The organism is Xanthomonas axonopodis (assembly GCF_001304695.1).
GTDB classification, from domain to species: domain Bacteria; phylum Pseudomonadota; class Gammaproteobacteria; order Xanthomonadales; family Xanthomonadaceae; genus Xanthomonas; species Xanthomonas axonopodis.
In genome coordinates this window covers 1-23,343 of record NZ_JFAQ01000049.1, presented here as the reverse complement: position 1 = coordinate 23,343, position 23,343 = coordinate 1, and the positions used below count along the sequence as shown (strand labels likewise).

General features: G+C 65.3%; 18 protein-coding genes. 6 read left to right on the top strand and 12 right to left on the bottom strand.

Annotation, left to right across the window (positions count from 1 at the left end; genetic code table 11):
• Positions 1 to 9 precede the first annotated feature (9 nt).
• Positions 10 to 2,466: a TonB-dependent receptor domain-containing protein gene (locus XAXN_RS05045; RefSeq protein WP_054318739.1), complete on the bottom strand. Its 2,457-nt coding sequence runs from the start codon at positions 2,464 to 2,466 to the stop codon at positions 10 to 12.
• Positions 2,467 to 2,732: 266 nt separating this feature from the next.
• Here XAXN_RS05045 and XAXN_RS05035 point away from each other — a divergent pair, with 266 nt between their 5' ends.
• Positions 2,733 to 4,052, top strand: a complete 1,320-nt coding sequence (locus XAXN_RS05035) for an MFS transporter (protein WP_054318737.1) — start codon at positions 2,733 to 2,735, stop codon at positions 4,050 to 4,052.
• Positions 4,053 to 4,205: 153 nt separating this feature from the next.
• On the opposite strand, the gene XAXN_RS05030 is transcribed toward XAXN_RS05035, so the two are convergent.
• From XAXN_RS05030 to XAXN_RS05015, 4 genes are all read right to left on the bottom strand, one after another.
• Positions 4,206 to 5,237: a LacI family DNA-binding transcriptional regulator gene (locus XAXN_RS05030; RefSeq protein ID WP_054318736.1), complete on the bottom strand. Its 1,032-nt coding sequence runs from the start codon at positions 5,235 to 5,237 to the stop codon at positions 4,206 to 4,208.
• 215 nt (positions 5,238 to 5,452) lie between these two features.
• Positions 5,453 to 6,193 carry an acetoacetyl-CoA reductase gene (phbB, locus tag XAXN_RS05025; RefSeq protein WP_054318735.1) on the bottom strand — a complete coding sequence of 247 codons (741 nt, stop codon included), beginning with the start codon at positions 6,191 to 6,193 and terminating at the stop codon, positions 5,453 to 5,455.
• A 117-nt stretch (positions 6,194 to 6,310) separates the two neighbouring features.
• A complete protein-coding gene (locus XAXN_RS05020) occupies positions 6,311 to 7,639 on the bottom strand; it encodes a CitMHS family transporter (RefSeq protein ID WP_054318734.1) in 1,329 nt (442 codons plus the stop codon).
• Positions 7,640 to 7,865: 226 nt separating this feature from the next.
• Positions 7,866 to 9,059: an OprO/OprP family phosphate-selective porin gene (locus tag XAXN_RS05015; protein WP_054318772.1), complete on the bottom strand. Its 1,194-nt coding sequence runs from the start codon at positions 9,057 to 9,059 to the stop codon at positions 7,866 to 7,868.
• A 254-nt stretch (positions 9,060 to 9,313) separates the two neighbouring features.
• Here XAXN_RS05015 and XAXN_RS05010 point away from each other — a divergent pair, with 254 nt between their 5' ends.
• From XAXN_RS05010 to XAXN_RS04995, 4 genes are read left to right on the top strand one after another with little or no spacing between them, the layout of a single operon-like run.
• Complete coding sequence (locus tag XAXN_RS05010) at positions 9,314 to 10,015, top strand: response regulator (protein ID WP_054318733.1); 702 nt, start codon at positions 9,314 to 9,316, stop codon at positions 10,013 to 10,015.
• The gene (locus XAXN_RS05005; protein ID WP_054318732.1) at positions 10,008 to 11,393 is read left to right on the top strand and encodes a sensor histidine kinase; all 1,386 of its coding nucleotides are present in this window, start codon (positions 10,008 to 10,010) and stop codon (positions 11,391 to 11,393) included. Before XAXN_RS05010 ends, XAXN_RS05005 begins: the two co-directional genes overlap by 8 nt.
• Entirely contained in the window at positions 11,393 to 12,442 is a 1,050-nt protein-coding gene (locus XAXN_RS05000; protein WP_054318771.1) for an ABC transporter substrate-binding protein, read from the top strand. The genes XAXN_RS05005 and XAXN_RS05000 overlap by 1 nt, the downstream gene beginning before the upstream one ends.
• 40 nt (positions 12,443 to 12,482) lie before the next feature.
• Entirely contained in the window at positions 12,483 to 13,121 is a 639-nt protein-coding gene (locus XAXN_RS04995; RefSeq protein WP_054318731.1) for a response regulator transcription factor, read from the top strand.
• A 126-nt stretch (positions 13,122 to 13,247) separates the two neighbouring features.
• Here XAXN_RS04995 and XAXN_RS04990 read toward each other — a convergent pair whose 3' ends face one another.
• The 3 genes from XAXN_RS04990 to XAXN_RS04980 are packed head-to-tail and all read right to left on the bottom strand — an operon-like array spanning position 13,248 to position 15,260.
• The gene (locus XAXN_RS04990) at positions 13,248 to 13,616 is read right to left on the bottom strand and encodes an Atu4866 domain-containing protein (protein ID WP_054318730.1); all 369 of its coding nucleotides are present in this window, start codon (positions 13,614 to 13,616) and stop codon (positions 13,248 to 13,250) included.
• An 11-nt stretch (positions 13,617 to 13,627) separates the two neighbouring features.
• On the bottom strand, positions 13,628 to 14,173 hold the full coding sequence (locus tag XAXN_RS04985; RefSeq protein ID WP_054318729.1) for a nuclear transport factor 2 family protein: 546 nt from the start codon (positions 14,171 to 14,173) through the stop codon (positions 13,628 to 13,630).
• Positions 14,174 to 14,189: 16 nt separating this feature from the next.
• Complete coding sequence (locus XAXN_RS04980; protein ID WP_054318728.1) at positions 14,190 to 15,260, bottom strand: aldo/keto reductase; 1,071 nt, start codon at positions 15,258 to 15,260, stop codon at positions 14,190 to 14,192.
• A gap of 306 nt (positions 15,261 to 15,566) precedes the next feature.
• Between XAXN_RS04980 and XAXN_RS04970 the strand changes: the two genes are divergently transcribed.
• Positions 15,567 to 16,469 carry a LysR family transcriptional regulator gene (locus XAXN_RS04970; RefSeq protein WP_042823628.1) on the top strand — a complete coding sequence of 301 codons (903 nt, stop codon included), beginning with the start codon at positions 15,567 to 15,569 and terminating at the stop codon, positions 16,467 to 16,469.
• Here XAXN_RS04970 and XAXN_RS04965 read toward each other — a convergent pair.
• From XAXN_RS04965 to XAXN_RS04950, 4 genes are all read right to left on the bottom strand, one after another.
• Complete coding sequence (locus XAXN_RS04965; RefSeq protein ID WP_174515507.1) at positions 16,461 to 17,228, bottom strand: substrate-binding domain-containing protein; 768 nt, start codon at positions 17,226 to 17,228, stop codon at positions 16,461 to 16,463. The genes XAXN_RS04970 and XAXN_RS04965 overlap by 9 nt on opposite strands.
• Before the next feature lie 8 nt (positions 17,229 to 17,236).
• The gene (gene tcuC, locus XAXN_RS04960) at positions 17,237 to 18,586 is read right to left on the bottom strand and encodes an MFS transporter (RefSeq protein ID WP_054318725.1); all 1,350 of its coding nucleotides are present in this window, start codon (positions 18,584 to 18,586) and stop codon (positions 17,237 to 17,239) included.
• Positions 18,587 to 18,882: 296 nt separating this feature from the next.
• Positions 18,883 to 21,528, bottom strand: a complete 2,646-nt coding sequence (locus XAXN_RS04955; RefSeq protein WP_054318724.1) for a hybrid sensor histidine kinase/response regulator — start codon at positions 21,526 to 21,528, stop codon at positions 18,883 to 18,885.
• 388 nt (positions 21,529 to 21,916) lie between these two features.
• Positions 21,917 to 23,089, bottom strand: coding sequence for an OprO/OprP family phosphate-selective porin (locus tag XAXN_RS04950; RefSeq protein ID WP_054318723.1), 1,173 nt, complete (start codon positions 23,087 to 23,089; stop codon positions 21,917 to 21,919).
• Positions 23,090 to 23,343: the final 254 nt, after the last annotated feature.

Genomic DNA, 23,343 nt, shown 5'->3' with positions numbered 1-23,343 from the left:
GCCGGGTCCTTAAAAGTCGTAACGCAGGCTGATGCTGGTGGTACGGCCGGCAATCGAACGCGCACGGATGATGCCATTGGCCGGGATGGTCGCTTCTTCGGCTTCGGTCAGGCCAAAGGTGTTGAACAGGTTGTTGACGTTGAGCGCCACGGTGAGCGCATCGGTGATGCGGTAGTCGCCGAACAGGTTCACCTGCGTGTATCCGGGCATCTTCAACTGATTGGCGTCTTGCGTGTAGGCGTCGGTGGTGCCGATCAGGTTCACGCCGAACTGGTAGTTCTCGCCACGGTAGCTGGGCGTGAGCTGCCACACCACATCGGCCTGCCGACGCGGCACGTTGCCGGCATTTTCCGGGGTGATCTGGTCGCGCGAGATTTCTGCATCGGTCCAGGTCAGGCCGCCGTTGAGGGTGAACCCTTCATGGCGATAGCTGGCTTCCAGTTCCACGCCGTGCGCTTCGTAGCTGCGGTTGAAGAAGCGCTGGCTGGTGATTTCGAAGTTCTGCTCCTGGGTACGTGCCGAGAACGCGGTGGCGAACAGGCTCAGCCCGTCGCGGCGCCACTTCAGGCCGGCTTCGGCCTGGCGCACCACATTGACGCCTTCCTCGGAGGACACCGAACCGTCGTCGCGCACCACACCGAACAACAACCGGTCCGCGTTGGCGCGTGCGCCGCGGCTGATGCGCGCAAACGCGCCCAGGTCGTCGGTGATCAGATAGTTGCCGCCCAGCGAGTACGACAGGTAGTTCCAGTCGTAGTCCACCGGGCGCGAATTGGCGGTATCCACCGTGGCCACGCGCTGTTCCACCGGCTGGATCACGCCATCGCCGTTGACGTCCAGGTTCTGTACGATGGCGGTGCCGTTGTAGCTGCCGCGTGCGTCGCCCATGTCGTAGCGCAGGCTGCCGTCGATGCTGAACTTGCCGCTGTCGAAGGTCAGCGCAACGTAGGGTGCGTTGACGTCGTAACGCACGTCGTAGCTGCGGGTGACGCAGCAGTCGCCCCAGAACGGCGTGCCGTAGGCGTACAGGCCGTTCTGCGAGCGTGAGACGCCCGCCGCATCCACCACGTTGAGCAAGCGCGAATTGCGGCCCAGGCTCTGCACGTAGGAGTTCCAGGTCCAGTCCATGTCGATGGTCTGGCGTGAGCTGTAATAGCCCATGCGCAGATTCAGCGTACGTCCGTCGCCGCCGAACGCGCGCGAGACGCTGAGGTCGTTGGTGACGTTGCCCAGGTCGTTGATGGCCACGTTGAACAGGTGCGTGCGGATCGCAGTGCCGGTATAGGCCTGGCCAGCGTCGGGACCGCTGGCCTGCACCAGCTGCGCACCGGCACCGCCGATGGAAGCGGCCAGCGACGCGGCGTCGGTGACTTCGGCCGGGAACGGGCTGACGAAGCGGCCGCTGTTGTCGGCGACGCGGAACTTCTCGTTCAGGTTCCAGCCATTGCCCAGGTCGAACCAGGCCTCGGCCCCGATGGTGCGCGAGATGGGGTGCATGCCGTCGCCCAGATCGGTGCGGCGCGGCTGGTTGTTGCCGTCCAGGCCCACGTCGGTGCGGAAATTGCGGCTGTACAAGGTGTCGTTGCCGGGATCGAAACCGGGAAAGCCGCCCAGGTCTGGCGAGCCATCGCGGCCGCGCACCGAGGTGGGCACCGGCAGGTAGCCGGCGGCGCGGTCGTTGAGGTATTTGCCGTACAGGCGCACATAGCCGTTCTCGAACAGGCGGGTGAGGTTGGCCTTGAGTTGGCCGCCCTGGTCGGTGGTGTAACCGGCATCGCGCACGCCATCGCCCTGGCGGAAGAAACCGCCGATGTTGAACTGCCACTGCTCCGCGAACGGTGCGCCGTAATTGAAATCGATGCGGGTGTTGTCGTAGTCCAGGCCGCGGCTGACACCGACGCTGCCGCCTGCGGTGTCGCCGGTCTTGCTGATGAAGTTGATGATGCCGCCGGGCGCGTTGCTGGTGAAGGTGGAAGCCGAACCGCCGCGGATGGCTTCGATGCGGTCCAGGGTGAAATCCGAACGCACGAAGATATCCGAGTTGCCGAAGGCGATATCGCCGAACTCCATCACCGGCAGGCCGTCTTCCTGCAGCTGCAGGAATTTCGCGCCGCCGGATGCAACCGGCAAACCACGCACGGCGATGTTGGCATTGCCTTCGCCACCGCTGGATTCGGAGCGGATGCCGGGAATGTTGCGGAAAATTTCTGCCGTGCTGCGCGGCGCTGATTGTTCGATGGCCTCGGCACCGACGGTGCTGACCGAGACGCTGGATTTGAGTTTGGTGGTGGCGGTGGACATACCGGTGACGAACACCGAATCCAGATTGACCGCGGCGCTGTCGGCAGCCGGCGGAGTGGCCGGCGCAGCGGCGGCGGTGTCCTGGGCCAGCGCGGCGGGCGCGCACAGGCAGGACACGACCGCACAGGCCAGGGCATGCAGGCGCATGGTGTGCAAGGTGGACATTGCGATTCTCTCTCTCACAGATGGTGGTGTGCCGACGCCTGCATCGTCCCATCCCAGGGAGTGGCCATGTGGCCTGCAGTGCGAGCGCAGTAATACGCTGCGATACAATCGATTGCAATCTTGCGGCGCAACATAAATTGCGGGAAGATCGCGTCGTTTTTCAGGCGCGGAAATGTGTTGCGACGCAGCGTTACAATCGATTGCATAAGCGGCAGGGTACAGTGCGCTGCGGCCATTGGGAGCCGCACCGATGCCCAGGGCTTTGCATGTCGTCGACCGTTCCTCCGCTCTCCTTCGCGCGCATCCTGGCACTCAACGCCGGGTTCTTTGGCGTGCAATACAGCTTCGGGCTACAGCAGAGCAACATGAGCCCGATCTACAACTACCTGGGCGCCGACCACGCCAACCTGCCGTACCTGTGGCTGGCCGGGCCGATCACCGGCCTGGTGCTGCAGCCGTTCGTTGGCGCCTGGAGCGACCGCTCGGTGACGCGGTGGGGCCGGCGCATGCCGTACATGGTGCTTGGCGCGCTGGTGTGCAGCCTGTGCCTGCTGGCGATGCCGTTCAGTACCGCGCTGTGGATGGCAGTGTGCCTGCTGTGGGTGCTGGATGCGGCCAACAACGTGGCGATGGAGCCTTACCGTGCGCTGGTGAGCGACGTCCTGGCGCCGCCGCAGCGGCCGCTGGGGTATCTCACCCAGAGCGCATTTACCGGCCTTGCGCAGACACTGGCCTACCTCACGCCGCCGCTGCTGGTGTGGATGGGCATGAACCAGGACGCTGCCAACGCACACCACATCCCTTACGTCACCATTGCCGCGTTCGTGATCGGCGCGGGTTTTTCCGCGGGCTCGATCCTGCTCACTGCGCGCAGCGTGCGCGAGCCGGCGATCGCGCCGGCAGAGATCGCACGCATCCGCCAGGGCGGCGCCGGGCTGGCTGCGACCGTGCGCGAAATCGGCAGTGCGCTGCGCGAGATGCCGCCCACCATGCGCCAGTTGGCGCCGGTGATGCTGTTTCAGTGGTATGCGATCTTCTGCTACTGGCAATACATCGTGCTGTCGCTGTCGACCACGTTGTTCGGCACGACCGACCCCACCTCGCACGGTTTCCGCGAGGCCGGCCTGGTCAATGGGCAGATCGGCGGGTTCTATAATTTCGTCGCGTTTCTGGCGGCGTTTGCGATGGTGCCGGTGGTGCGCCGCTTCGGTCCCAAGTACACGCATGCGGCCTGCCTGGTCGCCGCCGGTATCGGCATGTGGCTACTACCTGGCATCGAAAATCGCTGGCTGATGTTGCTGCCGATGATCGGCATTGGCCTGGCCTGGGCCAGCATGATGGGCAACCCATACCTGATGCTGGCCGACAGCATCCCGCCCGAGCGCACCGGCGTGTACATGGGCTTGTTCAACCTGTTCATCGTGCTGCCGATGCTGATCCAGATCGTCACCTTGCCGCTGTATTACCAGCATGTGCTGCACGGCGACCCGCGCAACGTGGTCCGCCTGGCCGGCGCGCTGATGCTGGCAGCGGCAGCGGCGATGCTGTGCGTGCGCGTGTGTAAACCGAAGGCGGTGGTGGCGTAGTCACCCCGCCTGCGTTGCTGCGTGACGGCCGCCTTCGAATGCCGTAGCGACAACGCGCGATTGCGTTCGGCACGCGGTCGCGCATGCTCTTGCGATTCCCGATTCCCGATTCCCGATTCCCGATTCCCGATTCCCGATTCCCGATTCCCGGCCTCACGCCGACTCGCGCACCACCAGCTTCACCGGCATTTCAACCGATTGCACCTGCTCGCCTGCAATCAGTGCCAGCAGCCGGTCTACCAACAGTCGCGCGGCCAGGCCCAGATCCTGCTGCACGGTGGTCAGCGGCGGTTGGCTGTAAGCAGTCAGCGGGATATCGTCGAAGCCCACCAGCGAGATGTCTTGCGGCACGCGGTGGCCGGCCTCGACCAGGGCGCGGATTGCACCCACGGCGATCACATCGGAGGCGGCGAACAAGCCATCGGGCGGGTCGGCTTTCTTGAGCATCGCGCGGATGAGGCGGTAGGCATCTTCGCTGACGAAATGGCTGCGCGCGTGCAGCCGCGTATCGATTTCCAGCCCGTGCCGTTCCAGCGTGTGGCGATAGCCGGCAAACCGCGGCGCGACCTCCGGCAACTGGTCATCGCCCAAAAAGGCAATGCGCTGGCGGCCGCTGGCGATGAGATGTTCGGTGGCGAGCACGCCGCCCTGGAAATTGTCGCTGCCCACGCTGATGTACGACTGCCCATCGATGCGGCTGCCCCATACCGCCATCGGCAGGCCGTCGCGTGCGGCTGCATCCAGCGCGGCGTGTTCGAAACTTTGCCCCAACACGATGATGCCGTCGGAGCGGCTGCCGCGCGCAAGTTGTTCCACCCAGCCATCCTGATGCCGGTCCAGTTTGGAGAGCAGCATGCTGTAGCCGCGTCCGGTGAGCTCTTCGGCGAGCAGCGCCAGCATGGTCATCAGGAACGGGTCCGAGAGCGGCTGGTCCAGCGCATGCATCATCGGCACCGCCACGCTCACGGTGTTGGAGCGTTTGGCGCGCAGGCTGCGTGCCACCGGGTCGACCTGGTAGCCGGCGTCGGCGGCAATCTGCTTGATATAGGCGCGAGTGCGTTCGGCCACGACCGGGCTGCCGGCCAGGGCCCGCGACACAGTGGATTCGGACACGCCCGCCATGCGCGCGATGTCGGCCATCTGCGGACGGGCAGTGAGCGTGGTGCGGTCTGAGGGTTTGGCCATGGCAGCGCGCTGCGGAAAAGGCCAGAGTGTAATCAGTTCGCACTAGAGGCGGGTTGTTCGCACGGTCGCGGCTGCTTGCGCACGCGGGCAGGGCGCACGCGCGCACGGATCTCCTAGCCTTGTGGGCGCTCCCGTAGATCGAGCGCCGGATGTGCGGGGCAGGCGGGCAGTGGGACATGCAGTAGTGCGCGGCGAGAGCGTGTCGTGGGGCCCGCTCAAACCATGTACAGGCCGCCGTTGACCGCGTAGTCGGCACCGGTGACGTAAGCGGCATCGTCGGACGCTAGCCAGGCGCACAGGCCGGCCACCTCCGAGGGCTTGCCCAGGCGGCGCACCGGCACCGAGGTGGCCAGGCGATCGAGCACATCCGGCGGGAAGCTGCTGATCGAGGCGCTGGCGATATAACCGGGCGAGATGGTGTTGACGGTGACCCCGCGCGAGGCGACCTCCTGCGCCAAGGCGCGACTGAAGCCATGCATGGCCGCCTTGGCGGTGGCGAAACTGATCTGACCGATCTGCCCCTTGTGCGCGCTGACCGAGCCGATGTTGACGATGCGTCCCCAGCCGCGCGAGGTCATGCCGTCGACCACCTGCTTGGTGATGTTGAACAACGAATGCAGGTTGCTGGCGATCACCGCATTCCAGTCGTCGCGGCTCATCTGCCGGAACAGGGTGTCGCGGCTGCCGCCGGCATTGTTGACCAGCACATCGATCTCGCCGACTTCGGCCTTGACCTTGGCGAACGCGGCGACGGTGGACTCCCAATCGGCGGCATTGCCTTCGGATGCGACGAAATCGAAGCCCAACTCGCGCTGCTCGCGTAACCACGACGCCTTGCGTGGCGAATTGGGCCCGCAACCGGCAACCACGGTATGCCCGCTGCGCGCCAGCTTCTGGCAGATCGCGGTACCAACACTGCCCATGCCACTGGTGACGTATGCGATGCGGAGAGTCATTGGGTGTCACTCCTTCGGAGTTGGGATTCGGGATTGGGGATGACGGGATTCGCAACAGCGGGCAGCGGTATTCGCTTTTGCGAATCCCCAATCCCGAATGCCGAATCCCGGCGGGCGTCAGCGCGCCAGCGGAAACAAGCCAAACAACAACCCGCCGCCAAGCATCAACAGTGAAATCAGCACCGCCCACTTGAGCGTGAAGCGTTGATGGTCGGCGAAGTCGACCTTGGCCAACCCGATCAGAAGATAGGTCGATGGGACCAGGGGGCTGAGCAGGTGCACCGGCTGGCCGGCGAGCGAGGCGCGGGCCATTTCCACCGGGGTGATGCCGTAATGGCTGGCGGCCTCGGACAGGATCGGCAGCACGCCGAAATAGAACGCATCATTGGACATGAAAAACGTGAACGGCATGCTGACGATCGCCGTGATCACCGCCAGATAGGGGCCCCAGCTGTCGGGAATGACGGCCAGAAAGCTGCGCGACATTGCTTCGACCATGCCGGTGTTGGACAGGATGCCGGTGAAGATACCCGCAGCGAAGATCAGCGACACCACCGACAGCACGTTGCCGGCGTGATTGACCAAGCGACGACGCTGCTCGGACAGATTCGGGTAGTTGATCATCAGCGCCAGCGCGAAGCCGATCATGAACAGCACCGGCATCGGCAGCACGCTCACCACAAGCGCGCCCATCAGGGCCAACGTCAACAGCAGATTCACCCACAGCAACTTCGGCCGCTTCATGTCCTCGGTGTCTTCCACACGCGGCAGGGCGTCGTTTTCTTCGGGGATGCTGGTGTCCAGCCAGTTGCCATCGGCCGGCAGGCGCACCACGCCCAGGCGGCGACGCTCGCGCATGCCCAGATACCAGGCCAGCGTCAGGATGCCAGCGATCGCCAGCACCATGGCCGGCACCGACGGCACGAACACATCGGCCGGATCCACATGCAGCGCGGTGGCGGCGCGGGCGGTCGGGCCGCCCCACGGGGTCAGGTTCATCACGCCGCTGGACAGGATGGTGACGCAGGTCAGGTTGAGCGCGTTCATGCCCAGGCGCCGGTACAGCGGCAACATCGCAGAGACGGTGATCATGTAGGTGGTCGAGCCGTCGCCGTCGAGCGAGATCAGCAGCGCCAGGATCGCCGTCCCCATCACGATCTTCAGTGGATCGCCCTTGACCAGACGCAGGATGCGGCCAACCAGCGGGTCGAACAGCCCGGCATCGATCATCACCCCGAAATACAGGATGGCGAACATCAGCATCACGCCGGTGGGCGCGATCTTCTTGATGCCTTCGAGCATCATCTCGTTGATGCCGGTGCCGAAGCCGCCCAGCAACGCGAACACGATCGGCACCGTGATCAGAGCCACCAGCGGCGACAACCGCTTGCTCATGATCAGGTACATGAAGGTGATCACCATTCCGAAACCGAGCGCGGTCAGCATGCGGGCGAATCCTTTGAGGCGTACAGCAGGGGGAGAGTGGAACTCAGCGTTGCGCAGGGTGCGCAACGCTGACGATCCAGGCATGCGAAGGCGACGTCACGCAGGTGACGTACCGCACGCAGGGTGGTGGGGGCGCACGCAGCGGCACTGCGGCACGTTGCACCGATCCATGCAGCCGACAGGCGCACGGCGATCTTTCTGCTGGCCGATGCGATGCAGATGCGCATCAGAAGTCGTACTGAAAGCGGCCGGTCACCGCTAGCGTGTGGTCGACCACTGCGTCGGAAATGCGGTCGCGGTTGTGGCTATCGATCACGTTGAGCATCACGCGCAGGTTCGGCTTGAAATACCAGTTGCCGCCCAGCGTCCACGACTGCGTGCTGGCGTTGATGAAGTCCGGTTGCCCGTCCAGATGCTGGTTGCCACGCATGTAGTCGTAGCGCAATGCCAGCTCGAACGCACCGGAGGGGCGGTTGGGCATGGCGATGCGGCTGAAGCGGCCGGTCTTGCGGTCGTAACCGCGCGATTCGCCGGTGACGAACCAGCTGACCAGCCCATAGCTGGCCAACACCTTGGCGTGCTGCGCGCCATCGTCGAGCAGGCCGCCGCTGAATTCGCTCTGCCACGACCACGGGCCGAGCACTTCGGCATATTCCAGCGACCACTTGTCGAAATCGGTGTCGCGGCCGTCGGCAAAACGCGCCAGGGTGATGCGGCTATTGTTGGCCAGATCGTTTTCCGGACGTGGGCGGATCAGCAGCGACGAAGCGCCACCACTGCCCGGATGCGAATAGCGCTCGTGCGCCAGCGACAGGCCCAGGTGGCGCAAGCGTGCCTCGCCCATCTCCGGGGCGTAGGTCAGGCGCGTGCCGAGCGCGCCGCCCTTGGTCGAGGAATTATCGATGCTTTCCAGGCTGTAGGCGGACGTGGACCAGGTCGCATCCGGGCGATTGGTCTGCCAGGAAATGGCCTTGCGGTAGATCGGCGCCAGCGTGGTCGAGGCGTAGCCGCGTTCCAGGAACGGGCCGTAGTTGGAGCCGGTGCGATCGTCCAGCGAAAAGTACTGCTTGAACTGGCCAACGGTCAGCGTACCGGCCGAAAACTTCTTGGCGATATAGACATCGCGCGCCAGGATGCCGCGGCTGCCCGCTTCGTACTGCAGACCGGCGAAATCCGCCTCGGCCTTGTAATTGAACCCGTAGAACTTGCCGGACACATCCAGCCACACGCGGCGGAACTGGGTGTCGTTGGGCTCGCGCGCACCACGGTCGTCGTTGTCGAACACGGTGAAGTCCCAATGCACGCGCCCGCCCACTTCGGCAGTGACCGGGCCGGCCTCGTCGGCGGCATGTGCCGCCGGTGCAAGGCAAATCGCCGCGCAGGCGCCGAAGGCACGCAAACGCAAGGTGTCGTTGCTCACAGACGCTCCCAGGTACATGTGTGAATCACGTTTGGCCGATGCGCTGCATAACCGCCGCGGCGCGTTGGCAGCAGCCTAGTCCGGCGAAGCTGTCATGGACCTGTCGTTGAGGGGCGGGATTGGGGAGTCGGGATTGGGGATTCGTAAAAGCACAATTGCAACGGCCGCAAGCTTTTGTTTGCACGGCCTGTTACCTTCCGGCCGCAGCCAACTGCCTTTGCTAATCCCCAATCCCGACTCCCCAATCCTCGCTCATGCGCCTTCTCCTAGTCGAAGACAACGCCGACCTCGCCGATGCCATCGTGCGGCGCATGCGCCGTAGCGGGCATGCGGTGGATTGGCAGGCCGATGGGTTGGCGGCGGCAAGTGTGTTGCGGTATCAGAACTTCGATCTGGTGGTGCTGGATATCGGGTTGCCCAAATTCGATGGGTTGCGGGTGCTGGCCGGCATGCGCGAGCGCGGCGATACCACGCCGGTGCTGATGCTGACCGCGCGCGATGGCATCGAAGACCGCGTGCAGGCATTGGATGTCGGTGCGGACGATTACCTGGGCAAGCCGTTCGACTTCCGCGAGTTCGAAGCGCGTTGCCGGGTGTTGCTGCGGCGCAGTCGTGGCCAGGCCAGCGAGGTGGTGCAGATCGGCGGATTTGTCTTCGACAATGCCGCGCACACGCTGCTGCTGGATGGCGTGCCGATCGAGTTGCCCAATCGCGAATATCGTCTGTTCGAAATCCTGATCGGACGGCTCGGGCAAGTGGTTGGCAAGGACGAGATCGGCAACGGGTTGTTCGGCTTCGACGATGATGCCGGGCCCAACGCGATCGAGCTGTATGTCGGCCGGCTGCGGCGCAAGCTGGCCGCGGCACCATTGCGCATCGTCACAGTGCGCGGTGCCGGTTACAAACTCCAAGAAGCCGACCCGCATGCGCCGATGGAGCCGGGCGTCGATGGCTGAGCCGCTGACGGTGGCACCGTCGATCCGGCGCACCTTGGTGCTGTATCTGGGCAGCCTGTCGCTGCTGGGTGCGGTGGTGCTGTTCTTTGCCGCACGCAATTACGGCGAGCGGGCGGCCAATCGGTCCTACGATCATCTGCTGGTGTCCTCGGCCTTGTCGATCATCGACAGCGTGGCATTGGTCGGTGGTGACTGGCAGGTGGATCTGCCGTACGCCTCGCTGGATCTGCTCGGCATGGCACCGGAAGACCGCGTGTTCTATCGCGTGTTCGATGCGCAGGGCCGCACCATCACCGGCGAAGAGACGCTGCCGCTGCCGCCGCGTGCCCCCCGCGACGAGCGGCCGCTGTTGTTCGATGCGCAGTACAGCGGCGAGCCGGTGCGCTTTGCGGTGGTGATGCATCGGGTGGCGTCGGCGTCGGGGCAGGGCGAGGTGCGGGTGCAGGTGGGCCAGACCCGGCGCGCACGCGATGCGGTGGCGCGCGATGTGGTGCTCAACGCCTTGGCGGCGATTGGCGTGCTGTCGCTGCTGGCGCTGGGGTTGGTGTGGCTGGGCGTCTACCGCGCGTTGCGGCCGCTGCAGCGCATCGAGCGCGATCTGTCGCGGCGCGAACCCTCCGACCTCAAGCCGCTGAACGTGCCGGCGCCGCAGGAAATGCAGTTGATGGTGACCGCGCTCAACCGGTTCATGGCGCGGCTATCGTCCAGTAACGAAACCTTGCGCGCCTTCATGGCCGAAGCCGCGCACCAGATGCGCACGCCGCTGGCGGCCTTGCGCGCACAGGCGCAACTGGCGATGGACGACGACGACCCGCACGAGATGCAACGCAGCCTGGTGGCGATCGAGCGCAATGCCAGCCACATGAGCCGGCTGCTCAATCAGTTGCTCAGCGATGCCAGCGCGATCCATCGTGCCAACCTGCAGCGCTTTGACACCGTGGATCTGGCCGAGGTGTTGCATCAGGCCTTGTACGAAGCGCTGCCGCGCAGCGCAGGCGCACCGCGCGTGCAGCTGGCGGTCGACCCGCAACCGGCGCTGCTGCGTGGCGATGCATTGCTACTGCGCGAGGCGCTGAAAAACCTGATCGACAACGCCTGCGAATACGGTGCCGGTGGACCGCTGCAGGTGGCGCTCACCAGCGACGGCAACCATCACGTGCTGACCATCGCCGATCATGGTCCCGGCATTCCAGCTGCCGAAGCCGAGCGGGTGTTCGAGCGTTTCGTACGGGGAGCGGATGCGCCTGCCGGCGGCGCCGGGCTGGGATTGGCCATCGTCAAGCGCGTGGTGGAAGCGCATGGCGGACGCATCGATCTGGCCAACCGCATCGGTGGCGGCTTGATCGCCTCGCTGCATTTTCCTGGAGGAGGCGCATGATGCGGCCGATGTGGATGCTGGTATTGCTGCTGGTCCATGGCATCGCCTGCGCGGCGCCCGGCGATGTGCGCCGCTTTCCTGCACAGGGCCCGGTGCAGGTGCAGCTGCGCGTGCAGGGCTCCACCGACCTGGAAGTGTTCGGTGCAATCATCCGCGACTATCAACGGTTGCACCCGGGTACCGAGGTGATCTACGAAGACGTGATCGCCTGGGACATCTACGAGCGTTATCTGCACCCAGGCCATGGCGCACCTGCTGCAGACATGCTGATCAGCGCCAGCATGGACCTGCAGACCAAACTGGTGAACGACGGCCACGCGCTGGCGCACCGCTCCGCACAGACCGAAGCCTTGCCAGCATGGGCGCAATGGCGCCATGAAGTGTTCGGCATCAGCTACGAGCCGGTGGCCATCGTCTACAACACGCGCAAGCTGGATGCCGCCCGCGTGCCGCGCACGCGCCGGCAATTGCTGGCGTTGCTGCGTGCGCCCGATGCACCGCTGCGCGGCAAGGTCGGAACCTACGATGTCGAGCGCAGCGGCGTGGGGTATCTGTTCGCCACCCAGGACGGCCAGGTGGGCAGTATCGCCGGTGCGCTGCTCGCTGCACTGGGGGCCAACCGGGTGGTGTTGGAAGAGCGCACCGGCAGCTTGCTCGACCGCGTCAGCCGTGGCGAGCTGTTGCTTGCCTACAACGTGCTTGGCTCCTATGCGCAGGCCCGCATCGATGCGGGGGCGCCGCTGGGCATCGTGCAGCCGCAGGATTACACGCTGGTGGCATTGCGCACGGCAGTGATCCCCAAGACGGCGCCGCATGCGCCGGAGGCGCGCATATTCCTTGACTATCTGCTCTCACCGCGCGGCCAGCAGGTGCTGTCGCGCGAAGCGCGGCTGATGCCGATCCTGCCGGCGGCCGGTGGCCGCGGCGGTTCGGCGCAGCCACCGTTCCGCCCGATCCCGCTCGGCCCCGGGCTGCTGGTGTATCTGGACAAGCTCAAGCGCCGCCAGTTCCTGGATGCCTGGCGGGCGAGCACGCAGCCGCCGCGCTAGGGCAGGGTATCGGCGGCGGCACATGTGCCAGACTTGGCGCATGGCCGATGTCACCATTCTCGTCGCCGACGACCACCCGCTGTTCCGCGCCGCCGTCCTCCACGTGCTGCAGCAGACCCTGCCGCAGGCCAACGTGGTGGAAGCCTCCAGCGCCGCCACCTTGAGTGCCATGCTGCGTTCGCATCCGCAGGCTGAGCTGGTGCTGCTGGATCTGGCCATGCCCGGTGCACGCGGTTTTTCGGCGCTGTTGCATGTGCGTGGCGAACACCCGGACATTCCGGTGGTGGTGATCTCCTCCAACGATCATCCGCGGGTGATCCGGCGTGCGCAGCAGTTCGGCGCGGCCGGGTTCATTCCCAAATCCACGCCGGCCGAATCGATCGGTACCGCGGTGGCCAGCGTGCTGGAAGGCGGCACCTGGTTCCCGCCGATGACCGCCGAACGCTCGGAGGCCGATGCACAACTGGCCTCCAAACTCGCCCAGCTCACCCCGCAACAATTCCGTGTGCTGCTGAGCCTGGCCGATGGCCTGCTCAACAAGCAGATCGCGCACGAACTGGGCCTGGCCGAAAACACCGTCAAGGTGCACGTCACCGCGATCCTGAAAAAGCTCGACTGCTACAGCCGCACGCAGGCGGCGGTACTCGTCAAGGCGTTGGAGCCGGAAGGCGAGGGCTGATCCAGCGTACGCTGAAGGTTGCTGCGCATTGCGGTCTGCCGCACGCGCAACGCATCACCGATGCCGCTCATGCGGCCGCGCCAGGCCCGGTGATCAACCAAGGCGAGCGGTTCGTTTTTAGTCGCTCTAGGCCGGCGGCTGCCGGTAGAACACCATGCCGCCATGGTGCAGCTCATCGTCGGTGACGAAACGGCCGCCGGCGGTGAAGCCGGTGTCGTCCCAGTATTCGATGTGGTTGCCGGAGATTTCGTAGCGGCCCTGGTAGGCACTTTGGCGCGTGCCGCGGGCCTCGTCGTAGCGGCCGTTCGGCAGGAGTTCCTGCCGGATCCGTCCGTCGCCGGTAACCCACATGCCGAGATAGGGGTGTGCTTGCATCGGATGTCCTGGTTGTTGGGTCGCGATAGCGGCGGGCGCGATGGGCGGTTGCGCAGCTGCCGCGAATGGGCTGGCGAGCGCCGAGCCGGCGCCCAGCGCCACCGCGATGGCGGCTTTCATCGGTCGGTCGCTCATGGGCTGGCCCTGCGTTGCATCTGGCGATGGCCGCGCTGCAGTACCGCGTCGTAGGCGGGCAGGTCGAGGAAGGCGTTGACCTCGACCGCCTTGCCATCGGCCATCCGCATGATCCATGCGTAGCGATTGCGATAGCTGCCGCCATCACGCAGCGTGGCCACGCCTTCCCACTGCACGATGACGTGCTCGCCATCGGCCCAGAGGTGTTGCTGCACCGGCCGCAGTGGCGAGGCCAGGCGCTCGCTCAGCGGACGCACCGCGGTCTCGGCCAACACGTCGCGACCACGCAAGGTGCCGGCGCTCGGACCGGAGCCTTCGATGGTCCACACCACCTCGGGCGACAGCAGCGTCTCGAAGATGCCGCTGCCACCGGCCTGCCATTGCGCAAAGGCCGCTTCGACGATGCGTTTGTTGCAGCTGGGCACCGCTTGCCCTGCAGAGGTGTCTGTGGATGCAACGTCCTTTGCTGTGGCGCCGGCATTGCCTGCGAACGCTGCGGCGACAAGCAGCGCTGCCGCCGTGATGGTTGAGAGTCTGGTCAGGGCTGCTCCGTGGTGATCAGGTGCGCAGCTGCACGTGATGGGTGCCGAAGATCAACTGCTGCGCCATGGGCCTGCCGATGAAGCGTTCGGGGAAAATCGGCGGTACTGCGCTGACCGCGTCCAGGCGCGCAACTTGCTCGTCGCTGAGCACGATCTCCAGCGCGCCGAAATTGTCTTCGGCCTGCTGCAAGGTGCGTGCGCCCATCACCGGCGATACGACGGCCGGGTTGCGCAAGGTCCAGGCCAGCGCCACCTGCGAGCGCGATGCGCCCAGTTCATCGGCGACCGCCCCGACCACATCGGCAATTTCCAGCGAGCGCGCATTGAGATGCCCGGTCGATGCGATCACCCCCTTGCGGCTGCTCGACACCTCTGCCGCATTGTCGTCGGTCAGATCGGCGCGGCTGTATTTGCCGGTGAGGATGCCACCGCCCAGCGGCGACCACGGCAACACGCCCAGGCCGAGTTCGCGCGCCATCGGCAGCAGCTCGTGTTCGACGCTGCGTTCGACCAGGCTGTACTCGATCTGCAGCGCCACCAACGGCGACCAGCCGCGCAGGTCGGCCAGGGTCTGCAATTGCGCCACGCGCCAGGCCGGGGTATTGCAGATGCCCAGATAGAGCACCTTGCCCGCTTGCACCAGATGCTCCAGCCCGCGCATCACCTCGTCCGGTGCGGTGGTGAAATCCCAGGCGTGCAGGTACAGCAGATCGATCCGGTCGGTGGCAAGTTGGCGCAGGCTGGTTTCGACCGAGCGGATCAGGTTCAGGCGATGATTACCGCCGGAATTGATGTTGGCCGCATCGCGTGCCATGGTGAATTTGGTGGCCAGCACGAAGCGTTCGCGTCGGTCCTTGATCAACTCGCCGAGGATGCGTTCGGAGCCGCCGTTGGTGTAGTTCACCGCCGTGTCGATGAAATTGCCGCCGCGTTCGGCATAGGCGTCGAAGATGCGCTTGGCTTCGCCTGCATCTGCGCCCCAGCCCCAGGCTTCGCCATAGGTCATGGTACCCAGCGACAGTGGCGAGATGCGCAGGCCGGAGCGGCCGAGCAGGCGGTAGTGGTCCAGTGAGCGTGGCTGATGCATGCGTGAGGTCTCCCGGTAGTGGCGTGTTGCGTGTTGCCAGCCACTGTGCGGCGGCGCGGGGAGCGAGCGTGAGCCCGGTTATCCGGCATCCTTGCCTGATCGTCCGAATGGTCGATGCAGCGCCATCGCGCAGGCAGTGTGTTGCGAGACGTGGGAGTTGCGGCGTCACGTTCGATGTAGGTGGCTGTTCCAATGCGAACGCATGCACTGCGCATCGAATGCAGCGGCTTCGCAACGTCAGACGCAGCACCGCAGGCAAGCGTCTATGCTATGGCGACGGCCATCGAACACTGAAGCTGCGGCATTGTGACCATCAAATTCGACCTCAACGATCTGCAGGCATTCCGCGCCGTCGCCGAGAACGGCAGCTTTCGCCGCGCTGCCGAACGCATCCGCATCACGCAGCCGGCGCTCAGCCGCAGGATCGACAAGCTCGAGTCGGCGTTGAACGTCAAGCTGTTCGAGCGCACCACGCGCAAGGTCGTGCTCACCACCGTCGGCCAGGCGTTCATGCCGCAGGTCGAGCGCATGCTCGACGATCTGGACATGGCGCTAATGAGCATCGGCGATGCAGGTTCCAGCAGGATGGGTACGGTGACCGTGGCCTGTGTGCCATCTGCCGCGTACTACTTCATGCCGCAGGCGATCCACGGGCTGCATCAGTTGTTTCCGAAAATCCGCATCCGGCTGTTCGACGGCAGCGCCAGTCACGTCAGTGCGGCAGTGGCCTCCGGCGAAGCGGATTTCGGGGTCAGCTTCAGCGGCAACCTGGCCCCGGAGGTGGAGTTCGAACCGTTGCTGCAAGAACGCTATGTGATTGCCTGCCGCCAGGACCATCCGCTGTCCGGGCGCGCACAGGTCAGTTGGCAGGAGGCCTGCGGCTACGACTACATCACGCTGGACAAGACATCGGGCAACCGGTTGGTGCTGGATCGGGCGCTGGCTGCATTCACGCCGGACAAGCCGAGCATCTGCGAGACCCGCCACATCACCACGTTGCTGGGGTTGGTAGAGGCCGGCCTCGGTATTGCCGCGGTGCCTTCCATTGCCATGCCGTCCGGCCCGCATCCGATGCTGTCGGCAGTGCCGCTGGTCGAACCGGAGGTATCGCGCAACGTGGGACTGCTCAAACGTCGCGGACGCACGCTGACACCCACCGCGCTCGAACTGGCGGAACTGGTGCGACGGATGCCCGCACGTTCACGGTGATACCGGATCCAGGCCAGTCACGCGCGCAACCGCCTGCGCCTTCCCCGACTGCAGGTACGCCAGCAGGCGCCTGGCTGCTTCGGGGTGCTGCGCGTTGATCGGCATACCGGCCGCGTAGCGCGTGATCGACTGCAGCTGTTCGGGGATCTTGCCGACAAACTCCACGCCTGCCACCGGAAGCAGCTCGGCCACCTGCTGAAAGCCGAGTTGATAGCTGCCATCGGCCACCACCGTGCCCACCGGGATGCGCGGAATCTTCTTGCTCTTGGCCATCATCGGGCCTTGGATCTGCAGCTGCTTGAACAGCGTGGTCTCGATGTAGACGCCGCTGGCGCTGTCCGAATAGGCCACCGAATCGGCGTGCAGCAGCGTCTGTTTGAAATGCTCGACGCTGTCGATCTTGGGCTTGGGTGCACCGCTGCGCACCACCATGCCGATCCTCGAATCGGCCAGCTCCACCCGCGATGCCGGGTCGACCACGCCGACGTCGATCAGCGTTTGCAGGGCGCTACCGACCATGATCACCACATCGGCATGCTCACCGCGTGCGAGCCGGTTGGGAATGGCTTGTGGCGTTTGGCCCATGGAAGGGCCAAGCAGCGTGGTGACCTTCACCCCGGTCTGCTCGGTGTACTGCGGCGCCAGGCGATCGAAGGCGGCCGTGAAACCGCCGGAGGTCATCACGGTCAACTCCTGCGCGCCTGCCGCTGTCGCCAGCAGAACCGTTGCAAGAATCGCACCCAGCCACTTTTTCCACAGGGTCTGCCTCATTTGGTGGCGCCTGCCGCAGCATCCAGGCCGCTCGCCGGGACTGGATTGCCTTGGCGGCGATACAGAAACAGCGAGGCTCCCAGTGCGCACACCGATGCGAAGACCAGCCAGTAGCCAGGCGCCGCCTTGTCGCCGGTGACATGGATCAGCCAGGTGGACATCACCGGCGTAAATCCGCCAAACACCGCGGTGGCCAGGCTGTAGGCAAGCGAGAATCCCGCCACCCGCACATGCGCTGGCATCCGTTCTGTGAGCGCCGGAATCATGGCGCCGTTGTAGATACCGTAGATGAAGGACAGCCACAGCAGCGCCTGCAACATGTGCGCAAAGCTCGGTGCCGCCGCAAGCAACGCAAGCACCGGGTAGGCCGTCACGATGCACACCACCGCCATGGTCAACAGCAGCGGCTTGCGGCCGAAGCGGTCGCTGAGCGCGCCGCCGATCGGCAGCCAGATGAAATTGGAGACGCCCACCAGCAGCGTGACGATCAACGCATCGCCGGTACTGAGTTTGAGTACGCTCTTGCCGAAGGTGGGTGCGTAGACGGTGATCAGATAGAACGCGGTCGTCGTCAGCGCGACCATCAAGCCGCCGGCAATCACGATGCCGGCATTGTTCGCCAGCCCGCGCATCACCTGCTTCATCGTGACCGGCTGCCGACGCTGGGCAAATTCGGCAGTTTCTTCCAGGCTCCGCCGCAGCAGGAAGATGAAGGGAATGATCACGCAACCGATGCCGAACGGAATCCGCCAGCCCCATTGCGCCAGATCCTGCGGCGCCATCAGCTGATTGAGCGCAAACCCGATTGCGGCCGCAGCGACGATGGCGAGCTGCTGGCTGGCCGATTGCCAACTGGCGTAGAAGCCGCGCCGACCCGGCGTGGCCATCTCGGCCAGATACACCGACACGCCGCCCATTTCGGCGCCGGCCGAGAAGCCCTGCAGCAGGCGGCCGAGCAGCACCAGGGCCGGGGCCCACAAGCCGATGCTGGCGTAGCCTGGCACCAGCACGATCAGCACGGTACCGCTGGCCATGATGGTCAAGGTCACGATCAAGCCTTTGCGGCGTCCGACATCGTCGATGTAGGCACCCAGGATCACCGCACCCAGCGGCCGCATCAGAAAGCCCGCGCCAAACACGGCGAAGGTCATCATCAGGGACGCAAATTGGTTGCTCGCCGGGAAGAATGCCGCGGCGATCTGCATTGCGTAAAAGCCGAACAGGAAGAAGTCGAACTGCTCGAGGAAGTTGCCCGAGGTCACCCTCAGCACCATCCCGAGTTTCGACTGTTGCGTGGCCTCGCTGCGGGAACTGCGCATAAATCGCCCTCCACGATAGATATGCATGGACGTATAACATCCGAGGCACTCGATTCTGGTCGAGATGGTCGATGTTGATAATTGCTGGTTTCTCATCGATTGATGCGCGTTCAACATCGGCCCACGCGGCTGCAGTGCCACACGTGCAGTGGCCTCGCCACAACACGCACGCCGCATTCGCCAGCGGCCGCTGGCGTTGTCGCCTGACGTGAAGGTCGATCCGTCTCTGCCGTCGCCGCGGGTGCTCTGGTGGCCTGCCGATGCGCCGATCGGGTCGGTGCGTGCGCTGCCGGTCTTGGGCGCATGAAAGGAAGCAGGCAGCGTTACCCGCGCCGCATCAACATCTGCGTCACCAGCGCACGCAGGGTAGGCGGGCGGACCGGTTTGGACAAAAATCCCCAGCCCAGGTCCAGCGCATGCTCGCGCAGGACAGGGTCCGGTTCTGCGGTGACCAGGATCACGCGTGGCTCGCGTTGCCAGCGTTCCACCAACTGCGACAGCAGCATGGGGCCGTGGTGTGCAGCCATGCGCACATCCAGCAGCAGCAATTCCGGCACCTCCTCGGCATTGGCAGCGCTCAATGCCTCATCCGGGCCGCCGGCAAAATCCACGCGGCATTCCCAGCGTTCCAGCAGCGTGCGGGTGGCCTCGCACACCAATGGCTCATCATCCACGCACCACACCCGGCAGCCATGCAGGATGGGGTCGTTGCCGTGTTCGGCGGTGCTGACAGGTGCTGGCAGTTGCCGTGCGATGGTGGCGCGATCGCCCAGCGGGACCGTCACCGAAAACACGCTGCCGGCGCCCAGGGTGGAACGCAGCCCGATGCGATGGCCGAGCAGGCGGCCGATGCGCTCGACGATGGCCAGGCCCAGGCCTGCACCGCGATCGTTGGCCACGCCGTCGTCCAGGCGGCGGAATTCTTCGAAGATTTCGTGTTGCAAGGCTTCGGGAATGCCGGGGCCCTGGTCGTGCACTTCGATACGCAGCCAGCCGCCGCGGCGACGGCAGCCGATCAGCACGCGTCCGCGCGGCGTATAGCGGATGGCGTTGGAGAGAAAGTTCTGCAGGATGCGGCGCAGCAGGTTTTCATCGCTCAACACCACCGCCGAGGTCGGCACCGATTCCAGCACCAGCCCGCGGTCTTCGGCCAGGATGCCGAAGTCGCGCGCCAGGGTGTCCAGCAGGGGCGCAAGCGCAAAGTTGCGCACCTGGGTCTTCAGGCTGCCGGCTTCCAGGCGCGAGATGTCCAGCAGGCTGTTGAGGATGGCGTCCTGCGCCGCCAGCGCACCGTCGATGTTGTCGACCACGCGCGCGCTGCCGGCCTCGTGCACTTGCCCACGCAACACCGAGACGAACATGCGCGCGGCGTTGAGCGGCTGCAGCAGGTCGTGCACCGCCGAGGCGACGAAGCGGGTCTTGTAGCGGTTGGCGCTTTCGGCTTCGCGCTTGGCCGCTGCCAGGTCGCGGGTGCGCTCGGCCACGCGGTGTTCCAGCGCGTCGGCCAGCGAGCGCAGTTCGCGTGCGGCGTTCTTGTAGCTGGTGATGTCGGCGTAACTGGTGACAAAGCCGCCATCGGGTAGCGGGTTGCCGCGGATTTCCAGCACGGTGCCGTCTTCTTTTTCGCTCTCTCGCATATGCGGCTTGCCGCTGCGCAAGTGGTTCAGGCGCCGCTCGATCGCCGCTTCGATCGACCCCGGCCCCAGCAGGCCGCGGCGTGCATTGAAGCGGAACAGGTCTTCGATCGGACGGCCGATCTTGAGCAGTTCCGGCGGAAACCGGGCCAGTTCCACATAGCGCGAATTCCACGCCACCAGGTTGAGTGCCTCGTCGATCACCACCACCCCTTGCGGCAGATGTTCCAGGCTGCGGCTCAGGCCGGCATTGGCCTGCTGCGCGGCGGTGACCAGGCCGTCCTGGGCGGTGCGCAGCTCTTCGGCGTGTTGCTGCAGCAAGGTTTCCAGTTCGTGCCGGCTGCGCTGGCGCAATGCCGACAGCCGGCGCCGTTGTTGCACGAACAACCACAGCAGGGCCAAGGCCAGCCACGCGCCGGCGGCGGCAATCGCCGCGGCGCGGCCGGCAGCGGCGCTGGCTCGAGTGTCGTGCAGCAGATGTAGGCGCCAGCCGCTTTCGGGCACTTCCAGGGTCTGCCACACCACCTGCGCGCCGAGCGGCGGGTCGCGCACGTCGGCCAGCACACCGCCGTACCCGGTCTGCTCGATCAGCCGGCGCCGCAGCGGCAGCAATTGCTGGTCGGCGTACTGGCGGGTGCTTTGCAGTTCGCGGCGATCGCGGTCGCTGAGCGGGGCCAGCACGCGGTAGCGCCATTCCGGCTGGCTGGCCAGAAACACTACATTGTGCGCGTCCGACGCCAGCACGATATCCGGGGTCTGCAGCCACTCTCTCTCCAGCGCAGCCAGCGCGATCTTGATCACCACCACGCCCTGCACCTGGCCGGCGCCATCGACAATGGCCTGCGACAGGAAATAGCCTGGCTCGCTGGTGGTCATGCCGATGCCGTAGAAGCTGCCGCTGCCGGTGGCCAGCGCCTGCTGGTAGTACGGGCGGAAGGCGTAATCCACGCCGACGTTGCTGCGCGGCGCCTGCCAGTTGCTGGACGCCAGTGCCACGCCATCGCGGTTGATCAACGTCAGCGTCGACGATTGAGTGACATTGTTGGCGCGTTCGAGCTTGCGGTTGAGTGCATCCACCTGTGCCGGCGACAGCGGGCCGGACACGGCTGCGCGCAACTCCGGGTCCAGCGCCAGAATCTGCGGCAACGTGCGATAACGGTCCACGCGCTGCTGCAGCGCTTGCGCGTAGAGCCGCAGCTGGCGGCGCACGGTGGCGCTTTCATCGTGCAGCGCGCTCTGTTCGACGAAGTGCCCGGCTGCGACCATGGCCACGACCATCCCGCCCAGCACAATAAATAGGGTGAGCAGCAGACGGCGACGTTGCGATGCGTACATGGCCGCAAGTATGGCGGTCCGTTGCCGGATCGCGCAGCCACCAACCTGGAACGGCTAAAAAAACGGCTGCGCTCACCGCCAGACAGACGCGGCTGACGCTCGCTGCGGTAGATGCCACGCGTCGACGACGGTTCCGGGCGCTGCGCCCACATCTGCCTGCCGACCGCTCGCGACCTGTGTCAGTCGCTTTTATTGCGCGGGCAGGCGCCGAATACGACAACGGCCGCATCCGTGATGGATGCGGCCGTGTCGAATGCCTGTTGCGGTGCGATGCTGGTGGCGCACAGGGGCACAGGGGCACAGGGGCACAGGCGCACCGGTGCGAGGTCATGACGCGCGGCAGTGCGCCGGGGCGAATCGCCGGCGCGCTGCCTTTGCGCAATGTGGCTTAGAACTGCACCTGCGCACGCAGTTCCATCACGTGCGGGGTTTCATGCACGCCATTGCGCGAGGAATCCACCCAGCTGTAGTTCGCCTGGAACTTGAAGTGGCTGGTGAGGTACCAGTTGGCGCCAATGGTGGTGTCGTGCTGGCGGCCGCCATGCACATTGTTGTCTTCCAGGTTCAGGCGGCTGTAGCGGGCGGTCAGCTCGACCGCGCCGTAGTCGTGCGACGGCTTGATGTTGCCCGGCACGCCGCCGACATAGCTGCGCGACTCGCCGGTCAGCGTCCAGGTGCCGTAGACATACTGGCCCTGCGCGATGAAATGCGGCTGGTTGGCGTTGCGGGCCACTTCGGCACGCAGGGCTTCGCTCTGCAGCGAGAACGGACCATGGATCCACACCGCTTCCAGGCCGGTGCGGATCACATGGTCTACATCGCGGATGGTGCCGGTGTCGATCAGGCGCACATCGGTCAGGCCGGCTTCCGGGCGCGCACGCAGGCGCACACGCGGGCTGAATGACACGCCGCGGCCGTCGCTGTAACCGCGCGGGTTTTCGATCGAGCCGGCGATGCCCAGATGCAGCACGTCGCCTTCGGCCTTCATCGGGGTCCATGCCGCGTGCACGGCTTGGGTGGTGCCCGGGTTGTCACCCTGCAGATCCTTGCCGCCGTAAGCGCCGGCCTGCAGCAGGTACTGCTGACGTTCCAGCGTCCATTCCGCGCCGGTCCGGCGACCCTGGAACACCGCCTGGATCGGCAGGCCCAGTTCCATGAAGCTGCCCGAACGCGAGCTCTGCACTGCTTCCAGGCCCACCGGCACCTTCATGTAGCCCAGGCGCACCCGGCCGTAATCCTGGCCGAACAGGGCCTTGGTCTCGAACCGGTAGAACACGTCCAGCCACAGCTTGGACTCGAAGTCGTAGTACACCATGGCGTCGTAGACGCCCTTCTTCTTGATGGTGGCGCCGAATTCCTTGCGGCGGAAGTCGTTGCGGTCTTCCAGACGGTCGTCGCCGGAGAAGTTGTTGTCGTCGTAGGCGTAGTTGCCGGTCAGGCCCAGCTCGGTGCCGTCACCGAAGGTGTACTTGGTCGGCCAGTTTTCGATCGAGGTGGCTGCATTGGCAGCGGCGGGAACGATGGCAGCAGCCACCGTGAGTACAAGGAGATTCAGGCGCATAGGTATGGTCTTCGGCAATGAAAAGGGGCCGGGCGTCCTGCCATGGCGGTCGCAAAATTGTCTTCGGCAAGCGCGCAGGGTCCGGACGACGGCAGCACAGAAACGGTGTCTGCGTTAAACGGGATTAACGGCCGGCGGTGGCGCGGCTGAAGTGTAAGCCGACGTTCAGCCGCTGGACATGGGGTAATACCAATGGGCTATCGGCCGGGAATGTGACGTGCGGCCAGAATGCGTGCAACGGGTGCCTGCTCGGC

Coding starts and splice junctions, on each gene's coding strand:
- XAXN_RS05045 (WP_054318739.1), bottom strand. CDS start 2,466: ATGTCCACCTTGCACACCATGCGCCTGCATGCCCTGGCCTGTGCGGTC.
- XAXN_RS05035 (WP_054318737.1), top strand. CDS start 2,733: ATGTCGTCGACCGTTCCTCCGCTCTCCTTCGCGCGCATCCTGGCACTC.
- XAXN_RS05030 (WP_054318736.1), bottom strand. CDS start 5,237: ATGGCCAAACCCTCAGACCGCACCACGCTCACTGCCCGTCCGCAGATG.
- phbB (WP_054318735.1), bottom strand. CDS start 6,193: ATGACTCTCCGCATCGCATACGTCACCAGTGGCATGGGCAGTGTTGGT.
- XAXN_RS05020 (WP_054318734.1), bottom strand. CDS start 7,639: ATGCTGACCGCGCTCGGTTTCGGAATGGTGATCACCTTCATGTACCTG.
- XAXN_RS05010 (WP_054318733.1), top strand. CDS start 9,314: ATGCGCCTTCTCCTAGTCGAAGACAACGCCGACCTCGCCGATGCCATC.
- XAXN_RS05005 (WP_054318732.1), top strand. CDS start 10,008: ATGGCTGAGCCGCTGACGGTGGCACCGTCGATCCGGCGCACCTTGGTG.
- XAXN_RS05000 (WP_054318771.1), top strand. CDS start 11,393: ATGCGGCCGATGTGGATGCTGGTATTGCTGCTGGTCCATGGCATCGCC.
- XAXN_RS04995 (WP_054318731.1), top strand. CDS start 12,483: ATGGCCGATGTCACCATTCTCGTCGCCGACGACCACCCGCTGTTCCGC.
- XAXN_RS04990 (WP_054318730.1), bottom strand. CDS start 13,616: ATGAAAGCCGCCATCGCGGTGGCGCTGGGCGCCGGCTCGGCGCTCGCC.
- XAXN_RS04980 (WP_054318728.1), bottom strand. CDS start 15,260: ATGCATCAGCCACGCTCACTGGACCACTACCGCCTGCTCGGCCGCTCC.
- tcuC (WP_054318725.1), bottom strand. CDS start 18,586: ATGCATATCTATCGTGGAGGGCGATTTATGCGCAGTTCCCGCAGCGAG.
- XAXN_RS04955 (WP_054318724.1), bottom strand. CDS start 21,528: ATGTACGCATCGCAACGTCGCCGTCTGCTGCTCACCCTATTTATTGTG.
- XAXN_RS04950 (WP_054318723.1), bottom strand. CDS start 23,089: ATGCGCCTGAATCTCCTTGTACTCACGGTGGCTGCTGCCATCGTTCCC.